This is a genomic window from Blastococcus sp. SYSU DS0617 (genome assembly GCF_054051075.1).
This window is the reverse complement of the sequence record NZ_JBJHAO010000007.1, coordinates 111,765-128,651: the sequence shown is the minus strand read 5'-3', so window position 1 is coordinate 128,651 and position 16,887 is coordinate 111,765. Positions and strand designations below refer to the sequence as shown.

Annotated in this window: 15 protein-coding genes; 13 read left to right on the top strand and 2 right to left on the bottom strand. The window is 74.8% G+C overall.

Annotated elements, in window-relative coordinates; all coding sequences use genetic code 11:
- The first annotated feature begins 60 nt into the window (after positions 1-60).
- The 9 genes from ACI793_RS10245 (at position 61) to ACI793_RS10205 (ending at position 10,388) form a co-directional block, all read left to right on the top strand.
- Positions 61-1,341: a pyridoxal phosphate-dependent decarboxylase family protein gene (locus ACI793_RS10245; protein WP_456606265.1), complete on the top strand. Its 1,281-nt coding sequence runs from the start codon at positions 61-63 to the stop codon at positions 1,339-1,341.
- On the top strand, positions 1,338-2,732 hold the full coding sequence (locus ACI793_RS10240; protein ID WP_456606264.1) for an amidase: 1,395 nt from the start codon (positions 1,338-1,340) through the stop codon (positions 2,730-2,732). Before ACI793_RS10245 ends, ACI793_RS10240 begins: the two co-directional genes overlap by 4 nt.
- On the top strand, positions 2,696-4,315 hold the full coding sequence (locus ACI793_RS10235) for a gamma-glutamyltransferase family protein (protein WP_456606263.1): 1,620 nt from the start codon (positions 2,696-2,698) through the stop codon (positions 4,313-4,315). The genes ACI793_RS10240 and ACI793_RS10235 overlap by 37 nt, the downstream gene beginning before the upstream one ends.
- Before the next feature lie 102 nt (positions 4,316-4,417).
- A complete protein-coding gene (locus ACI793_RS10230) occupies positions 4,418-5,665 on the top strand; it encodes an aminotransferase class III-fold pyridoxal phosphate-dependent enzyme (RefSeq protein WP_456606262.1) in 1,248 nt (415 codons plus the stop codon).
- Between the two features lies 1 nt (position 5,666).
- Positions 5,667-6,338: a class II aldolase/adducin family protein gene (locus tag ACI793_RS10225; RefSeq protein ID WP_456606261.1), complete on the top strand. Its 672-nt coding sequence runs from the start codon at positions 5,667-5,669 to the stop codon at positions 6,336-6,338.
- Positions 6,335-7,294 (top strand): cyclase family protein, encoded by a 960-nt coding sequence (locus ACI793_RS10220; protein ID WP_456606260.1) that lies wholly within the window; start codon positions 6,335-6,337, stop codon positions 7,292-7,294. Before ACI793_RS10225 ends, ACI793_RS10220 begins: the two co-directional genes overlap by 4 nt.
- Positions 7,295-7,368: 74 nt before the next feature.
- Positions 7,369-8,298, top strand: coding sequence for a carbohydrate kinase family protein (locus ACI793_RS10215; protein WP_456606259.1), 930 nt, complete (start codon positions 7,369-7,371; stop codon positions 8,296-8,298).
- Positions 8,299-8,350: 52 nt separating this feature from the next.
- On the top strand, positions 8,351-9,772 hold the full coding sequence (locus ACI793_RS10210) for an amidase (RefSeq protein WP_456606258.1): 1,422 nt from the start codon (positions 8,351-8,353) through the stop codon (positions 9,770-9,772).
- 25 nt (positions 9,773-9,797) lie between these two features.
- Entirely contained in the window at positions 9,798-10,388 is a 591-nt protein-coding gene (locus tag ACI793_RS10205; protein ID WP_456606257.1) for a TetR/AcrR family transcriptional regulator, read from the top strand.
- Between the two features lie 25 nt (positions 10,389-10,413).
- Here the strand turns inward: ACI793_RS10205 and ACI793_RS10200 are convergent, their stop codons facing one another.
- Complete coding sequence (locus ACI793_RS10200) at positions 10,414-11,277, bottom strand: class I SAM-dependent methyltransferase (protein WP_456606256.1); 864 nt, start codon at positions 11,275-11,277, stop codon at positions 10,414-10,416.
- 34 nt (positions 11,278-11,311) lie between these two features.
- Here ACI793_RS10200 and ACI793_RS10195 point away from each other — a divergent pair, with 34 nt between their 5' ends.
- The gene (locus tag ACI793_RS10195; protein WP_456606255.1) at positions 11,312-12,361 is read left to right on the top strand and encodes a UDP-N-acetylmuramate dehydrogenase; all 1,050 of its coding nucleotides are present in this window, start codon (positions 11,312-11,314) and stop codon (positions 12,359-12,361) included.
- A gap of 125 nt (positions 12,362-12,486) precedes the next feature.
- Here the strand turns inward: ACI793_RS10195 and ACI793_RS10190 are convergent, their stop codons facing one another.
- A complete protein-coding gene (locus tag ACI793_RS10190) occupies positions 12,487-13,275 on the bottom strand; it encodes an SDR family oxidoreductase (RefSeq protein WP_456606254.1) in 789 nt (262 codons plus the stop codon).
- Positions 13,276-13,379: 104 nt separating this feature from the next.
- Between ACI793_RS10190 and mshA the strand changes: the two genes are divergently transcribed.
- Genes mshA through ACI793_RS10175 form a run of 3 tightly spaced genes read left to right on the top strand, consistent with a single transcriptional unit; the run spans position 13,380 to position 16,833 of the window.
- Positions 13,380-14,717 carry a D-inositol-3-phosphate glycosyltransferase gene (gene mshA / locus ACI793_RS10185; protein WP_456606253.1) on the top strand — a complete coding sequence of 446 codons (1,338 nt, stop codon included), beginning with the start codon at positions 13,380-13,382 and terminating at the stop codon, positions 14,715-14,717.
- Positions 14,714-15,265 (top strand): YbjN domain-containing protein, encoded by a 552-nt coding sequence (locus tag ACI793_RS10180; protein ID WP_456606252.1) that lies wholly within the window; start codon positions 14,714-14,716, stop codon positions 15,263-15,265. Before mshA ends, ACI793_RS10180 begins: the two co-directional genes overlap by 4 nt.
- Positions 15,262-16,833 (top strand): MFS transporter, encoded by a 1,572-nt coding sequence (locus ACI793_RS10175; protein ID WP_456606251.1) that lies wholly within the window; start codon positions 15,262-15,264, stop codon positions 16,831-16,833. The genes ACI793_RS10180 and ACI793_RS10175 overlap by 4 nt, the downstream gene beginning before the upstream one ends.
- Positions 16,834-16,887: the final 54 nt, after the last annotated feature.

Here is a 16,887-nt window from a genome sequence, read left to right as displayed (position 1 = left end):
CCGCGGCGGATAGGGTCCGCCGGACGGCGGAGGTGACCGCCGCCACACCCGGGAGGCACCGTGTCCACCGCATCACCCGCACCCGCCGAACTGCCCGCCGAGAGCACCGGCGGGGCCGAGGTCCTCGCCCGGCTGCGCGCCAACCGGCACGACGACGCCGACTGGCGCAACGGCCGCATCTTCGGGCTGATCTTCCACCCGGACGACGACGAGCTCGAGGAGCTGCTCGCGGAGGTCAGCCGCGAGTACCTCGCGGAGAACGCCCTGAACCCGGTCCGCTTCCCGAGCCTGGCCCGCCTCGAGCGCGAGGCGGCGGACATGGTCGCCGGCCTGCTGCACGGCACCCCGGGCGCGGGCGGCCTGACCAGCGGGGGCACCGAGTCGATCTTCATGTCCGTTCTCGTCGCGCGGGAGACGGCCCGGAAGAAGGGCATCGCCGACCCGGTGCTGGTCACCGGGATCACGGCCCACCCGGCGTTCGCCAAGGCCTGCCACCTGCTCGGCATGCGGCAGGTGCGGGTGCCGGTGGACGGCGGCTTCCGGGTCGACGTCGGGGAGATGCGCGCCGCGGTGGGCCCCGACACCGCCATGGTCGTGGCCAGCGCCCCCTGCTACCCGTACGGCGTGATCGACCCGGTCGAGGAGATCGCGGCGATCGCGCGGAAGGCCGGCGTGCTCTGCCACGTGGACGCCTGCCTGGGCGGGATGATGCTGCCGTTCTGGGAGCGGCTGGGCGAGCCGGTGCCGCCGTGGGACTTCCGGGTCGAGGGCGTCACGAGCATCAGCGCCGACCTGCACAAGTACGGCTACGCCTTCAAGGGCGCCAGCGTGCTGCTGCACCGCGACGTCGAGCAGTACCGGACCCAGTGGTGGTTCGACGACGGCGCCTGGGGCGGCGGGCTGTACGGCTCGCCGACGGCCGCCGGCACCCGGCCCGCGCCGCCCATCGCCGGGGCCTGGGCGGCGCTGCGCCACCTCGGCGAGGAGGGCTATCTGCGCCAGGCGGCCAAGGTGCGCGACGCCACCCGGCGGCTGATGGCCGGGGTCGAGGCGATCGAGGGCCTGTCCATCACCTCGACGCCGGACCTCTGCGTGTTCCAGTTCGGCAGCGACGTCCTGGACATGGGTGTCGTGGCCGACACCCTCGCCGAGCAGGGCTGGTACCCGAACCGGCAGCCCGGCGGGCTGCACCTGATGGTCTCCCCCTTCCACGTGCGCGTGGCCGACGAGTTCCTGGCGGCCCTGGCCGTCGCAGTCGACCGTGCCCGCGGCGGCGCCACGTCCGACACCGGCCCCGCCGTCTACGGCGCCGCCCTCCCGGGCAGGGAGCGCTCCGCATGACCGAGCCCTGGCTGCAGGACGCCTGCTCGCTGGTCGACGCCTTCCGGGCGCGCGAGATCAGCCCCGTCGAGGCGGTGCAGGCGGTGCTCGACGCCGTCGACGCCAGCGACCTGAACGCCGTCTGCCACGTGGACGCGGAGAACGCCCTGGCGGCGGCGCGGGACGCCGACGTGGGCAAGCCCTTCGGTGGCGTGCCGTTCGCGGTCAAGGAGCTGGAGCCGGTCGAGGGCTGGCCGTTCCCGCGGGGGAGCAAGCTCCTCGAGGGGACGACGGGCCCGTTCACCACGGTCCACGTGGAGCGCATCCGCGATCGCGGCGGCGCCATCCCGGTCGTGCAGACGACCAGCAGCGAGTTCGGGCTGGTCGGCTACACCTCCACCAAGCTGCACGGGACCACCCGCAACCCGTGGAACCCGGGCCTGACGCCGGGCGGGTCCAGCGGCGGCACGGCGGCCGCCGTGGCCGGGGGAGTGGTGCCCATCGGCACCGGCACGGACGGCGGCGGGTCGATCCGCATCCCGGCCGGCTACGCGGGCCTGGTGGGCATCAAGACGAGCTTCCGCACCATCCCCTTCGCGCCGTTCGCGCAGATCGAGCCGCTGCACTCCACGGTCGGCTGCCTGTCCCGCTCGGTGCGGGACACCGCGCGCTGGCTGGACGTCGCCAACGGCGCGCACCCCCGCGACCCGTTCAGCCTGCCGCGGGTCGAGGGGTTCGAGGCCGGGCTCGGGACCCACGACCTGGCGGGCCTGCGGGTCGCGGTGCTGCCCGACTTCGGGGGCACGGTGGTGCACCCCGACGTCGTGGCCGCGATCGAGGAGGCCGCCGGTGCGCTGATCGCCGCGGCCGGCATGCGGCGGGTCGACGTCGACTTCGCCGTCCCGGACATGGCCGCGATCTGGTCCGGGGCCTCGCTGCCGACCATGTGGCACGGCATGCACGCGTACTGGCCGCAGATCCGCGAGCTGCTCACCGACGAGGTCGCGGCGCTGATGGCCCGCTCGGAGACCTTCGGCATGGCCGAGGCGGCGGCGGTCGACCCGCTGCGCAAGCAGCTGAACGAGTCCTTCGCCGACCTCTTCGAGTCCGTCGACCTGGTGCTCGCCGCGACCAACCCGGACGACCCCTACGCCGCCGAGGGACCGGGACCGAAGCGGGTGGGCGACGTCGACGTCGAGGGGCTCGGCAACACCGGCCGGCTCACCATGGGCATGAACATCACCGGCGTGCCGGCGATCAGCGTCCCGGCCGGCCTCTCGCCGCGGGGGATGCCGATCGGCATGCAGATCGTGGGGCCGCGGCACAGCGACCCGCTGCTGCTGTCGGTCGCGGCGCTGTTCGAGCGCGAGCGCCCGTGGCCGCTGGTGGCGCCGTCGGCGAGGGCGCGGTGACGTGGGAGACCGAGACCGTCGCCGGTCCTGACGGGCTGGTCTGCAGCGTCGACCGGCTGGCCTCGGAGGCCGGCACCGCGGTCCTGCGCGCCGGTGGGAACGCCGTGGACGCGGCGATCGCGACCAGCGCGGCGCTGACCGTGACGACCCCGCACATGTGCGGGATGGGCGGTGACCTCATGGCCCTCGTCGCCGGGCCGGGCACCGGTTCGGCGCAGCCCCTGGTGCTGAACGCGTCCGGCCGGGCCGGCAGCGGCGCGGATCCCGACCGGTTGCGGGCGGAGGGGCACCGCGCCATGCCACCGCTGGGCGACGTCCGCAGCGCTCCGGTCCCCGGGTGCGTCGACGGCTGGCTGACCCTGCACGGCCGCCTCGGCCGGCTCCCGCTCGCCGAGGTGCTGGCACCGGCGGTCGAGCTGGCGGAGGAGGGATTCCCCACCTCGCCGATGCTCGCGTTCATGCTGCCGAAGCTGGCGGGGGTGACCGGCTGCGACGAGCTCGTGCTGTCCGGCGTGGCGTCCGGCGACCTCCTCCGCCGTCCCGGGCCCGCCCGCATGCTGCGGGCCATCGCCGCCGAGGGCCGCGACGGCTTCTACGGCGGGGAGTTCGGCGAACGGCTGCTGGAGGCGGGAGCGGGGGAGTACCTGCCCGAGGACCTCGACCGGCCCCTTGCGGACTGGGTGGAGGGCCTGGCGCTCGACGTCTGGGGCCACCGGGTGTGGACCGTGCCGCCGAACTCCGCGGGAGTCCTGGCGCTCGCCGGGGCCGGGATCGCCGAGCGCGCCGGCCTCGGCGCGGATGCCGACGACGCCGCCTGGGCGCACCTCACCGTGGAGGCCGCGCGGCTGGCCGGGCTCGACCGCCCCCGAGGGCTGTTCGAGGGTGCGGACGGCGGCGCGCTGCTCGACCCCGACCGGCTCGATGCCCGGGCCGCCATGGTGGACCCGCGGAGGACGGTGCTCCGGGACGACCGCTACGCCGGGGGCGGGACCATCTACCTCTGCGCCACCGACCGTGACGGCATGGGCGTCAGCCTGATCCAGTCCAACGCCAAGGAGTTCGGCTGTCACGTGGCGGTGCCCGGCACCGGGGTGCTGCTGCACAACCGCGGCATCGGCTTCAGCCTGGAGCCCGGGCACCCGGCCGAGTACGGCCCGGGCCGGCGGCCGCCGCACACGCTGTCGCCCACCCTCGTGACCCGCCCCGACGGGTCGCTGCGCGCGCTGCTGGGCACCATGGGCGGGGACTCGCAGACCCAGCTCGTCCCGCAGCTGCTCGCCCGCCTGCTGGTCACCGGGGACGACCCGGCCGCGGTGATCGGCGCGCCACGGTGGGTGCTGGGCGCCGAGGGCGGGACCGGCTTCAACCTCTGGGAGCGGCCCGCCGCGCACCGCGTCCGGATCGAGGCGCACGCGCATTCGTCGTGGCGGCCCGGTCTCGTGGAGCGCGGGCACGAGGTGCGGACGGCGCGGCCGGACCCCGCCGGCTTCGGCCACGCCCACCTGATCGACGTGCCGGCCGACGGTCCGCCGCGCGGGGCCGCGGACGCCCGGTCGCTGATCGGCGCGGCCCTCGCCGTCTGATCCGGAGGGCCTGGTGCGTTTATCGGACAACTGATAGAAAAAAAGCGGTGGGCCTCGCCCGGCACTTCCGGGCCCCGCCACTCGAGCGGAAGAGTCGATGAGATGACGCAGCTCCTCCCCCCGCGCACGGTGGACGCGGCCCTCCGCGCACGGGCCGGTGCGGTGATCCCCGGTGGCATGTACGGCCACATGAACGCGGCCGGCCTGCCCGACGCCTACCCGCAGTTCATGACCCGCGGCGAGGGCAGCCGGCTGTGGGACGTCGACGGCAACGAGTACATCGACTTCATGTGCGGCTGGGGGCCGGTCGTCCTCGGTCGCAAGGACCCGGTCGTCGAGGCGGCGGTCCGCGCGCAGCTGGACACCGGCGACCTGCTCGACGGCCCCTCCCCGGTGATGGTGGACCTCGCGGAGCTGCTGGTCGAGCTGGTCCCGCACGCGGACTGGGCGATGCTGGCCAAGAACGGCACCGACGCCACGACGGCGTGCGTCTCCATCGCCCGCGCGTCCACCGGCCGGCGGAAGGTGCTGCTGGCCACCGGGGCGTACCACGGCGCGATCCCGTGGTGCACGCCCCGGCCGGGCGGGGTCCTCCCCGAGGACCGGGCGCACCTGGGCTACTTCGACTACAACGACGTCGCCTCGCTGGAGGCCGCCGTCGCCGAGGCCGGCGACGACCTGGCCGGGATCATCGTCTCGCCGGTGCGCCAGGAGCTCGCCCGCGACCAGGAGATGGCGACCGGCGAGTTCGCCCGCGCGATCCGGGCGGTCTGCGACCGCACGGGCGCGGTGATGATCCTCGACGACGTGCGCTGCGGGTTCCGCCTCGACCTCGGGGGCAGCTGGGAGCCGCTGGGGGTCCGGCCCGATCTCTCCGCCTGGTCCAAGGCGATCGCCAACGGGTACTCGCTCGCCGCCATCACCGGCGTGGACGGCCTCCGTCAGGCGGCGTCGAGCATCTACGTGACCGGGTCCTTCTGGTACTCGGCGGTGTCCATGGCGGCGTCGGTCGCCACGCTCACCCAGCTGCGGGACACCGACGCCATGGCCCGGATGGCCGACGCGGGTTCCCGGTTGCGCGACGGGCTGGCCGCGCAGTCGGCGGTGCACGGCTTCGCCACCACGCAGACCGGCCCGGTCCAGATGCCCCTGCTGCGCTTCGTGGACGACGACGCCGGCTCCTCGCTGGCGCGGGCGTGGACCAACGAGGCCGTCACGCGCGGGGTGTACCTGCACCCGGTGCACAACTGGTTCCTCTGCGCCGCCCACACCCCCGACGACATCGACTCGGCGCTGGAGCGGACCGACGACGCGTTCGCCGCGCTCGCCCGCCTCGTGCGGCAGGGCTGACGTGAGCCTCGACGACCGGCGGCGCGCGGCCGCGGAGAGCCTGGTCCGGTACGGGCGCCGGATGAACCCCGACGGGCTCGCGGTGGGGCCGGCCGGGAACCTCAGCGTGCGCCTCGACGACATCGTCGCCATCACCCCGTCGCAGGTCCGCTACGACGAGATCACCCCCGAGTCGATCTGCTTCGTGACCCTGGACGGGGTCCCCGTCGGGGGCGAGGGGCGGCTCTCGTCGGAGACGCCCATGCACCTGTCGGTCTACCGGACCACGGCCGCGGCGGCGGTCGTGCACACCCACTCGCCCCGCGCGGTCGCGCTGTCGACGGTGGCCGGCGAGCTGCCCGCCGTCCACTACTCCATCCTGCGGGCCGGGGGCGGCCCGACCATCCGCGTCGCGCCGTACGAGCGGTTCGGCTCCGACGAGCTGGCGCAGGCCGCCGTGGCGGGCCTCGCCGACCGGACGGCGGTGCTCCTCCAGAACCACGGGGCCATCACCTACGGCGCCGACCTCGCGGACGCCTACGAGCGGGCGCAGCTGGTCGAGTGGCTGGCCGACGTGCACCTCGCCGCCAGCGGCTTCGGCTCCCCCCGCATCCTCACCGACGAGGAGCTCGGCCGGGTCGCGTCGGAGTCCGCCCGCCGCCGGTACGGCGCGGCTGCGGAGGCGGGCCGGTGAGCGGCGGGGTCCCGCGGTACGACGAGCTGCCCCGGGATGCCCACGGTGCGCCGGTCGGCTGGGGCGTCTTCGGTGCGGGGGACGCCGTCGGCCGGATGAACCTGCAGTCGGCCGAGGCGGTGGCGGCCGCCGCGCGCTCGGTCGTCCGGGGCGCGGTCTTCCCGCTGAACGCCCCGCACGACCTCTTCGACCCGCCGCTGTTCGGGCGCGGCAAGGTCCGCCACACCCGGCTCGCGAGCGCCGGGGGCACCGGCTTCGACGACGTGTACGACAACTACTACCCGCAGGCCTCCAGCCAGTGGGACGCGCTGTCGCACGTGGCGTACCGGCCCGACGTCTTCTACCAGGGCGTCCCGGCCGACGACATCGCGCGGGACGGGCGCAACGGCATCGACGCGTGGGCGGAGCGCGGCATCGCCGGCCGGGGCGTCCTCCTCGACGTCGCCCGCGCGCTGGCCGCGGCCGGCCGGACGCTCGACCCGGGCACGAGCACGGCACTGACGGTGGACGACCTGGAGCTGGCCCGCACCGCGGCCGGCGTGGAGTTCCGGCCCGGTGACGTCGTGCTGGTCCGTACCGGCTTCGGCGAGTGGTACCGGGGCCAGGACGGCGCGGTGCGGCAGGCGATGTCCCGCGGGCGGCTGACGGCGGCCGGCATCGAGCACACCGAGGCGATGGCCCGCTACGTGTGGGACAGCGGCGCGGCCGCCTTCGCCAGTGACGCGCCGGCGCTCGAGGTGTGGCCGCCGGACCCCCGTCCCGAGGCGGCCCCCTTCGGCTTCCTGCACCACGTCCTCATCGGGCAGTTCGGGCTGGCGATCGGCGAGCTGTGGGCGCTCGACGACCTCGCCGCGGACTGCGCCGCGGACGGGCGGTACGAGTTCCTGCTCTGCAGCGCGCCGCTCAACGTGCCCGGCGGGATCGGGTCCCCGGCCAACGCCCTGGCGATCAAGTGAGCGGCACGGTGCCCGCCGCGGAGCCGGCGACGGGCGGGCAGGGGAGGGCGGGAGCGCCGCCGCGGATCGCCTGCGTGGGCATCTACATCCTCGACGTCCTGGGGCGGGCGATCGACGTGCTGCCCACGACCCAGTCCGCAGTGCTCATCGACGAGATCCGGATGACGGTGGCCGGCACGGCCGGGGGGACGGCGGTCGACCTCGCCCGCCTGGGTGCCGACGTGCTGGCCGTGGGCGCCGTGGGACCGGACAACGTGGGCGCCTTCGTACGCACCCTGCTCCGGCAGGAGGGCGTCGACACCTCCGGCCTGGTGGTCAAGCCGGGGTTGCCGACGTCGGCCACGATGCTCCCGATCAGCAGTGCCGGCGTCCGTCCCGCCTGGCACGTGCGCGGCGCGAACGCCGAGCTGGGCCGGGACGACCTGCCCTGGGACGCCCTCGCCGGCGTCGACGTCCTGCACTACGGCGGCGTCTCGGCACTGCCGGGGCTCGACGGGGAGCCGTCCCGGGAGCTGCTGTCCTCCGCCCGCGCGCACGGCGCCATCACGACGGCCGACTGCCTCGGCGTCAAGCGCTCCGACGCGCTCGCCACCTTCGCCGCCTCGCTGCCGCACGTCGACGTCTTCATGCCCAACCGGGACGAGGTCGCGCGGCTGACCGGCCTGGCCTCGCCCCAGGACGGCGCCCGGGCGCTGCTGGACCTCGGCGCCCACGCCGTGATCGTGAAGATGGACGCCGACGGCTGCTTCGGGGTGAGCGCCGAGGGGGAGTTCTCCCTCCCGGCCATACCGGGGGACGTCGTCGACTCCACCGGCTGCGGCGACGCCTTCTGCGCCGGGGTGATCCGCGGGCTCACGCTCGGCCGGCCGCTGGAGGAGGCGGCGTGGCTGGGCATCGCCTCGGGCACGCTCACCGCCGGTGGCCTGGGCTCCGACGCCGGCCTGCGGGACCTGGACTCCACCCTCGCCTTCCTCGCCGACCGCCGTCCCAGCGTGCACCGGTGATCCGCATCCCCCTCCCGCCGCCGGTCAGCGCGGCACGACGACAGGAGCGCACGTGAGCCACGACCAGCTGTGGGCGACGCCGGCGACGGACCTGGACCGGATGATCGAGGCGAAGGAGGTCTCGCCGACCGAGGTCCTCGACTCCGTGCTCGAGCGGATGGACGCCGTCGAGCCGCAGGTCCACGCGTTCATCACCGTCACCGCCGACCTCGCGCGCGCGGAGGCGGCCGCGGCCACCGAGCGTGCTTCCCGCGGCGAGCGGATCAGCCCCCTGGACGGGATCCCGTACTCGATCAAGGACCTGGAGAACACCGCGGGCATCCGCACCACGCAGGGATCCCCGTTCTTCGCGGACGTCGTGCCCGACACCGACAGCGTCGTCGCGGGCCGGCTCCGCTCCAGCGGTGGGGTGCTGCTCGGCAAGACCAACACCCCGGCCTTCGGCTGGAAGGACATGGCCGACAACCTGGTCGCCGAGCCGACCGTGAACCCGTGGGACACCACCCGGACGACCGGGGCGTCCTCCGGTGGTGCCGCCGCCGCCGTGGCCGCCGGGATGGGCCCGCTGGCGCAGGGGTCGGACGGGGCGGGCTCCATCCGCATCCCGGCGGCGCTGTGCGGGGTGGTGGGCTTCAAGCCCTCGTTCGGGCGGATCCCGGTGCACCCGATCCGCGAGTACTGGGCGCACCGCACCCACATGGGCCCGCTGACCCGCACCGTGGCGGACGCCGCGCTCATGACGTCGGTGATGGCCGGGAACGACGACCGCGACCCCCTCTCGCTCACCTCGGAGCTGGGGGAGTTCGTGCCCCTGCCGGAGTCCGACCGGCCGCTCGCCGGCCGGAAGGTCCGCTGGAGCCCGGACCTCGGGTACGGGGCGGTCAGCCCGGAGGTGGTGAGCGTGGTCGCCGCGGCGGTCTCCGTCCTGGAGGAGCTGGGCGCGGCGGTCGAGGAGAAGGCGCCCGGATGGGAGGACCCCAGCCGGTTCCACCGGGTCATCTACTCCAGCGGCCTCGCCGTCGGGGTCGGCCCGCTGGCCGACCAGCAGCCGGAGTGGGTCGAGCAGGACCTGAGGCGGCTGATCGAGTACGGCCGGTCGCACTCCGCCGTCGATCTCAAGACTGCCGAGATGCAGCGGGGCCGGCTGTACGACGCGGCCCGGGCCCTCTTCGAGGAGATCGACTTCCTGGTCACTCCCGCCATGCCGCTCGAGGCGTGGTCCGCGGAGCCGGGCCCCGGGCCGCAGGAGATCGACGGGCAGCGGCTGGGCGCCCGGGGTCGTTCCTACCTGCTCAACCCCTTCAACCTGACCGGGCAGCCGGCGATCTCCATCCCGTGCGGCTGGACCGAGGCCGGTCTCCCGGTGGGCGTGCAGCTCGTCGGCCGGCGCAACCAGGACATCGACGTCCTCCAGGTCGCGCACGTGCTCGAGCAGCGCCTCGGGCTCGTGGACCGCTGGCCGACGCTCCCCTGAGCGTCGTCGTCCACCGGGAGGCACCGTGCCCAAGATCGTCGACCACGACGAACGGCGCCGGTCGATCATCGAGGCGACCTGGCGGGTGATCGCGCGGGAGGGCATCGCCAGCGCGACCACCCGCGGCATCGCCCGGGAGGCCGGCTGCTCCAGCGGGGTGCTGGCGCACTACTTCGCCGACAAGGCCGAGCTCATGGCCTCGGCCATGCTGGCCGCGCATGCCGAGGTGCACGCCCGGCTCGACCCCGGGCTGACCGGTCTGACGTCGGTCCGCCAGTACATGCTCGAGTGCCTGCCGCTCGACGAGCGGCGCCGGTTCCTGGCCGTCGTCGAGGTGAGCTTCTGGGGGCAGGCGGTCGGCAACCCCCGGCTGGTCGACGTGTACGCCGAGGAGGTCGAGGGGTTCCGCCGCAAGCTGCGCGTCCGTCTGGTCCAGGCGCGCGAGCAGGGTGAGCTGGGACCGGGGGTCGACGTCGAGGCGGTCGTCCACGAGCTGCACGTCCTGAACGACGGGCTGAGCATCCAGGCAGCACTGCACGCGCACAGCGCCTCGGCGGAGCAGCAGACCGCCATGCTCGACGCGATCCTCGACCGGATCCGCAGCTCCGTCCCGTGACCCGCGGGGGACCGTCCCGCTGCGGTCAGACCGGCGCGACCGCCGACCAGCGGACGGTGACCTCGCCGTGCCGCCACCGCCGCGACGTGCCCACCAGCGGCCAGCCCTGCTCGGTCAGCGACTCGACGGCGGCGACCCACCGCTGCCGCGGGCCGAAGGTCGACAGCCCGGCCGCGCTCGCCCACGCCGTGTCGAACGCACGCAGGAACTCGTGCACCGGCTGGCCGGGGACGTTGTGGTGGATGAGCGCCTTGGGCAGCCGCTCGGCCAGGTCGGAGGGGGTGTCGATGTCGGACACCCGCGCCGCCAGCGTCAGGGTCAGCGGCCCGTCGGCGTCCAGCGCGACCCACGCCGAGCGCCGTCCCCACTCGTCGCAGGTGCCCTCGACGACCAGCCCGCCGGGTGCCAGCCCGGCGCGCATGGTGTCCCAGGCTCGCGCGGCGGACTCCTCGTCGTACTGGCGCAGCACGTTGAACGCGCGGACCAGCACCGGTTGCAGGCCGGCCAGCTCGAACCCGCCCACGCGGAAGTCCACTCGCGGCGGGTCCCGGTCGTCCGCGACCGCCGCGACGCGCTCGGGATCGATCTCCAGGCCGACGACCTCCAGCCCCTGCACCTCGGGTCCGAGCCGCTCCACCAGCTCCAGCGTCGTGACGGCGGAGGCGCCGTAGCCCAGGTCCACCACCAGGGGCCGGGCGGAGTCGCGCAGCCGCGGCACCTGCGTGGCCAGGATCCACCGGTCGACCCGCCGCAGCCGGTTGGCGTTCGTGGTCCCGCGGGTGGGCAGGCCCAGCGCACGGGCCCGGCCGGCGGCCAGCCGAGGCGCCCGGCGCTGCGGATGAGGGGACAGCGAGGCCCGCTTCTTGTGCTCGCTGCCCGCCTCGCTCACCGGTCCGGAGCCTAGTCCCGGCTACCGTCGAGCCGTGCAGCTGCGATCCGACGTCCCGCTGGCGGAGCTCACCACCCTCGCCGTCGGCGGGCCGGCCGAGCGTCTGCTGGAGGTGGAGACGGCCGAGGAGCTGGTCGCCGCCGTCCGTGACGCCGACGAGGCCGGCCGCCCGCTGCTGCTCCTCGGGGGCGGCTCCAACCTGATCGCCCCGGACGAGGGCTGGCCCGGTGACGTCGTCGCGGTCCGCACGCGCGGCATCCGCCGGGACGGCGACCGGCTCACGGTGCAGGCGGGGGAGGACTGGGACGGACTGGTCGCCCGCACCGTCGCCGAGGAGCTGGCCGGCATGGAGGCGCTGTCGGGGATCCCGGGGTCCACGGGCGCCACCCCCGTGCAGAACGTGGGCGCCTACGGCCAGGAGGTGGCGCAGACGATCAGCGGGGTCCGGGTCTACGACCGCGCCGAGAAGGTCGAGCGGGCGCTGGCCCTCGCCGAGTGCGGGTTCGCCTACCGCGACAGCCGGCTCAAGCGCGAGCCCGGCCGCTTCGTCGTCCTGGAGGTCGCCTTCGACCTGCATCCGGGGCCGCTGTCCCGTCCGGTCGGCTACGCCGAGCTGGCCCGGACGCTCGGCGTGGAGATCGGGCAGTCCGCCCCGCTCGCCGCCGTCCGCGAGGCGGTCCTGCAGCTCCGGCGCGGCAAGGGGATGGTCTGGGACCCGGCCGACCCCGACTCGCGCAGCGCCGGCTCGTTCTTCACCAATCCCATCGTCCCGGTGAAGCGGGCCGTCGAGGGCTGCCCGAGCTGGCCGGCCGGCGACGGTCAGGTCAAGCTCAGCGCCGCCTGGCTGGTGCAGCACGCCGGCTTCGGCCGCGGCACGCGCGACGGCCTCGTGGGCACGTCGTCCCGGCACAGCCTGGCGCTCACCACCGAGCACGGCGCCACGGCGACCGAGCTGCTCGCCTTCGCCGACCGCATCGTCGCCACGGTGCAGGAGCGCTTCGGCGTCCACCTCGACCGCGAGCCCACCGCGATAACACCGTCGTCCTCCGGACGACACCGCGACCAGGAGCCGTCCCCCGGCTGAGCGGAGCCGCTGCGTCACGCCTGCGCGGACCCCTCCGGGGCCCACTCGGCGCGACAGGACGGGTTGGGGAAGTCGGTGTCAGCGGGCGCCCGGAGGGGCCAACTTCCCGGAAGTTGCGCTCGGAGTCAGTCCTCCTCGCGGAAGACCTTGTGCTGGGCGGCCTGGGCGCGCGGGCGGACCACCATGAGGTCCACGTTCACGTGGTGCGGCCGGGTGAGCGCCCAGGCGATGCAGTCGGCGACGTCGTCGGCGACCAGCGGCGCGCGCACGCCGCGGTAGACCGCGTCCGCCCTCTCCTGCGACCGCAGCCGGTTGAGCGAGAACTCCTCGGTGTGCACCATGCCCGGCGCGATCTCGATGACCCGCACGGGCTCGGCCACCAGCTCCAGCCGCAGGGCCCCCACCATGGCGTGCACGCCGTGCTTGGCCGCCGTGTAGGAGCTCCCGCCCTCGTACGTGACGAGTCCGGCGGTCGAGCTGACGACGAGCACGTCGCCCGCGCCCGACTCCCGCAGGGCCGGCAGCAGCGCCTTGGTCACCCGCACCGTGCCGAGCACGTTCACCTCGTAGGTGCGGGCCCACGAGTCGAGGTCGGCGTCGGCGACGGCGTTCGCGTCGAACGCCCCGCCCGCGTTGTTGACCAGCACGTCCACCCGGTCCAGCGCGGCCGCGAAGGCATCCACCGAGGCCTGGTCGGTGACGTCCAGCGGCAGGGCCCTGGCCCCGATCGACGCCGCCAGCTCCTCCAGCCGCTCGACCCGTCGGGCGCCGACGACGACGTCGAAGCCCTCGGCCGCCAGCCGCGTCGCGGTGGCCGCGCCGATGCCGCTGGAGGCCCCGGTGACGACAGCGGTGCGCCCTGCGCCGGGGCCCTCGGAGCTACTGGACCGGGTGAGAGGTGGGACACCTGACATGTGCTCATCCTGACCCTGTTGCAGGATGGAAGACCGACGGGGTCGCCGACGTTGCATCGAGCAACGATCCGGACCAGAGGAACAGCAGAGCGGGAGGACAGCACGTGCCCGCTTCCCGCCCGTTCCGCACCGGCGCGCCCCGGCGGGTGGCCACGCTGTCGGTGCACACCAGCCCGCTCGACCAGCCCGGTGCCGGCGACGCCGGCGGCATGAACGTCTACATCGTCGAGGCCTCGCGGCGGCTGGCCGCCCGCGGCATCGAGGTCGACATCTTCACCCGCGCCACCTCCAGCGACCTGCCGCCCGTGGTCGAGATGAGCCCGGGCGTCACCGTCCGGCACGTCAACGCCGGGCCGTTCGAGGGCCTGGGCAAGGAGGAGCTGCCCGCGCAGTTGTGCGCCTTCACCGCGGCCGTGCTGCGCGAGGAGGCCCAGCACGAGCCGGGCTTCTACGACGTCGTCCACTCGCACTACTGGCTGTCCGGCCAGGTCGGCTGGCTGGCCCGCGACCGGTGGAGCGTGCCGCTGATCCACACCGCGCACACGCTGGCCAAGGTCAAGAACGAGGCGCTGGCCGCCGGTGACCGGCCCGAGCCGCGCGCCCGCGTCATCGGCGAGGAGCAGGTCGTCGCCGAGGCCGACCGGCTGATCGCCAACACCGACGAGGAGGCGCGCCAGCTCGTGCGTCTCTACGGCGCCGACCCGGCCCGCACCCTCGTCGTCCCGCCCGGCGTCGACCTCGACCGGTTCGCCCCGGGCGACCGCGCCGCCGCCCGCCGCGCGGTCGGGATGGCGCAGGACGCGATCGTGCTGCTGTTCGTCGGCCGCATCCAGCCGCTCAAGGCGCCCGACGTCCTCCTGCACGCCGCGGCCGCCCTGCTCGAGGACGACCCCGCGCTGCGCAGCCGGCTGCGCGTCCACGTCGTCGGCGCCCCCAGCGGCTCCGGCCTGGACGCACCCGAGCAGCTCCAGAAGCTCGCCGGGGCACTGGGCATCGCCGACGTCGTCACGTTCTTCCCGCCGCAGCCGCCGGAGCAGCTGGCCGACCACTACCGCGCCGCCGACGTCACGGTCGTGCCGAGCCACAACGAGTCCTTCGGCCTCGTCGCCCTGGAGTCCCAGGCCTGTGGCACGCCGGTCGTCGCCGCGGCCGTCGGGGGCCTGCCGACGGCGGTGCGCGACGGCGTCTCCGGTGTGCTGGTCGCCGGGCACGACCCGGACGACTACGCGGCCGCGGTGCGTGCGGTGCTGGCCCGCCGCGAACTGCTCGCCGCCGGCGCGCGGCGGCACGCCGGGCGGTTCTCCTGGGACCGCACGGCCGACGCGCTGATCGAGGCCTACACCGCGGCGGCGCGCGACATGGCCGCCGCACCCGTCCGCCCCGCACGCGAGCGCCTGCTCGGACCGCTGCGCGTGCTGCCCGGGATCCAGGTGGCGCGATGAGGGCGCCCGGGGGCCGGAGCACCGAGGAGCTCGACGAGGTCATCGACCAGACGCTGCGCGACGCCGAACTGGTCCACGAGCACCCGGGGCCGGGGGTCTGGCTCGTCGACCTGCCCGGCACCAAGAAGCTCAAGACCGTCTGCGGGCTCAGCGTCGGCGAGCACGCGCTGCGGGTCGAGGCGTTCGTCTGCCGCCAGCCCGACGAGAACCGCGAGCAGCTGTGGACCTTCCTGCTGCAGCACAACGCCCGGATGTACGGCGTCTCGTACTCGATCGACAACGTCGGCGACGTCTACCTGACCGGCCGGCTGCCGCACGCGGCGGTCACCCCCGAAGAGCTCGACCGCATCCTGGGCTCGGTCCTCAGCTACGCCGACGACCACTTCAACACCATGCTGGAGATCGGCTTCGGCACGTCCATCCGCCGCGAGTGGGACTGGCGGGTGAAGCGCGGGGAGTCGCTGCGCAACCTGGAGGCCTTCGCGGCCTTCGCCGACCCCGCCCGCCGGGACGCCGACGGCAGCACCGACGCCGGCCGCGGGGAGTGACGACGGACCGCACCGAGGCCGAGGAGGCACCTCCCGGCTACGCCCGCCGCTGGTGGGTGCTCGCCACCATGACGGTGTGCCTGCTCGTGGTGATCATGGGCAACACGATCCTCAACGTCGCCCTGCCCACCCTGCAGCGCGAGCTCGGGGCCACCCAGGCCGAGCTGCAGTGGGCGGTCGACGCCTACATCCTCGTGTTCGCCGGGCTGCTCTTCTCGTGGGGCGTGATCGGTGACCGGATCGGCCGCCGCCGGGTGCTGGTCATCGGCCTGTCCATCTTCGCCCTCGCCTCCGTCATGGCCGCCCTGAGCGACAGCCCGATCGAGCTCATCGCCTGGCGGGCGGTCATGGGCGTCGGGGGTGCGGCCGTGCAGCCGACCACCCTCGCGGTGATCACCAACGTCTTCCCCGGTCCCGAACGCGGCCGGGCCATCGGCGTGTGGGCGGGCACCGCGGGCATCGCGGTCGCGGGTGGCCCGCTCGCGGGCGGCGCGGTGCTCGAGCACTTCTGGTGGGGTGCGGTGTTCCTCGTCGGCGTCCCCGTGGCGCTGCTCGGCATCGTGGGCGTGCTGGCCATCGTCCCGGAGTCCAAGGACCCCCACCCCGGCCGGCTCGACGTGCCCGGTGTCCTGCTGTCCATCGTGGCGCTCGGCGGCATCGTCTACGGGATCATCCGTGGTGGCGAGGGCGCCGGCTGGACGACGCCGGGCGTGCTCGTCCCGCTGGTCGGCGGGCTGCTGCTCCTGGCGTTGTTCGTGCAGCTGCAGCGCCGCTCGGCCCACCCGGCGCTCGACGTCTCGCTGTTCCGCAACCCGGCCTTCTCGGCCGCCGCGGCCGCGCTCGGCCTGAACTTCTTCGCCCTGCTGGGCGCGACGTTCTACGTCGTCTTCTACCTGCAGGGCGTACTGGGCTACAGCCCGCTGCAGGCCGGCGCGACGCTCATCCCGGTGGCTCTCGGCATGGCGATCATGGGTCCGCGCAGCTCGGTGCTGGCCGAGCGGTACGGCGCCAAGGTCGTCTGCGCGGTCGGGTTCGCGCTGATCACGTCGTCGTTCCTGGGCTTCCAGCTGCTCGGCGCCGACTCGCCGCTGTGGCTGCTGCTGGTGATCCTGTCCGTGCAGGGCGTGGGCATGGGCTCGGTCATGGCGCCCGCGACGGAGTCGATCATGTCCGTCGTCCCGCGGGAGAAGGCCGGGGCGGGCGCGGCGGTGAACAACTCCGTACGCCAGGTGGGTGGGGCGCTGGGGGTGGCGATCCTGGGCTCGCTGCTGGGTGCGACGTACACCGCCAACCTGGGCGACGCCACCGACGTGCTGCCCGCGGAGGTCCGTGAGGAGGCCGGCGAGTCGATCGTGAGCACGCTCCAGGCCGTCGGCCAGGTGGGCGAGTCAGGGGATGCCGAGGCGGCGGCAGCGGCGGCCGGGCTGGTGGAGCCCGCCCGGGAGGCCTTCGTCGACGCCATGCACATCACCGCCATCGGGACGGCGGGTGCCGGCGCGATCGCCGTCGTCGTCGTGCTCGTCTGGCTGCCGGGGCGCCGCGACCGGGTGACTGCGCCCACCCGCTGAGGTGGTGCGTGCACCGGGCTCGCGCTGCGGCCGGACGTCGTTCGGGCAGGATGT

Excerpts from the sequence above, each read along its gene's own strand:
- ACI793_RS10180 (WP_456606252.1), top strand. The coding sequence starts at position 14,714 with ATGAGGGCGCCCGGGGGCCGGAGCACCGAGGAGCTCGACGAGGTCATC.
- ACI793_RS10240 (WP_456606264.1), top strand. The coding sequence starts at position 1,338 with ATGACCGAGCCCTGGCTGCAGGACGCCTGCTCGCTGGTCGACGCCTTC.
- ACI793_RS10190 (WP_456606254.1), bottom strand. The coding sequence starts at position 13,275 with ATGTCAGGTGTCCCACCTCTCACCCGGTCCAGTAGCTCCGAGGGCCCC.
- ACI793_RS10230 (WP_456606262.1), top strand. The coding sequence starts at position 4,418 with ATGACGCAGCTCCTCCCCCCGCGCACGGTGGACGCGGCCCTCCGCGCA.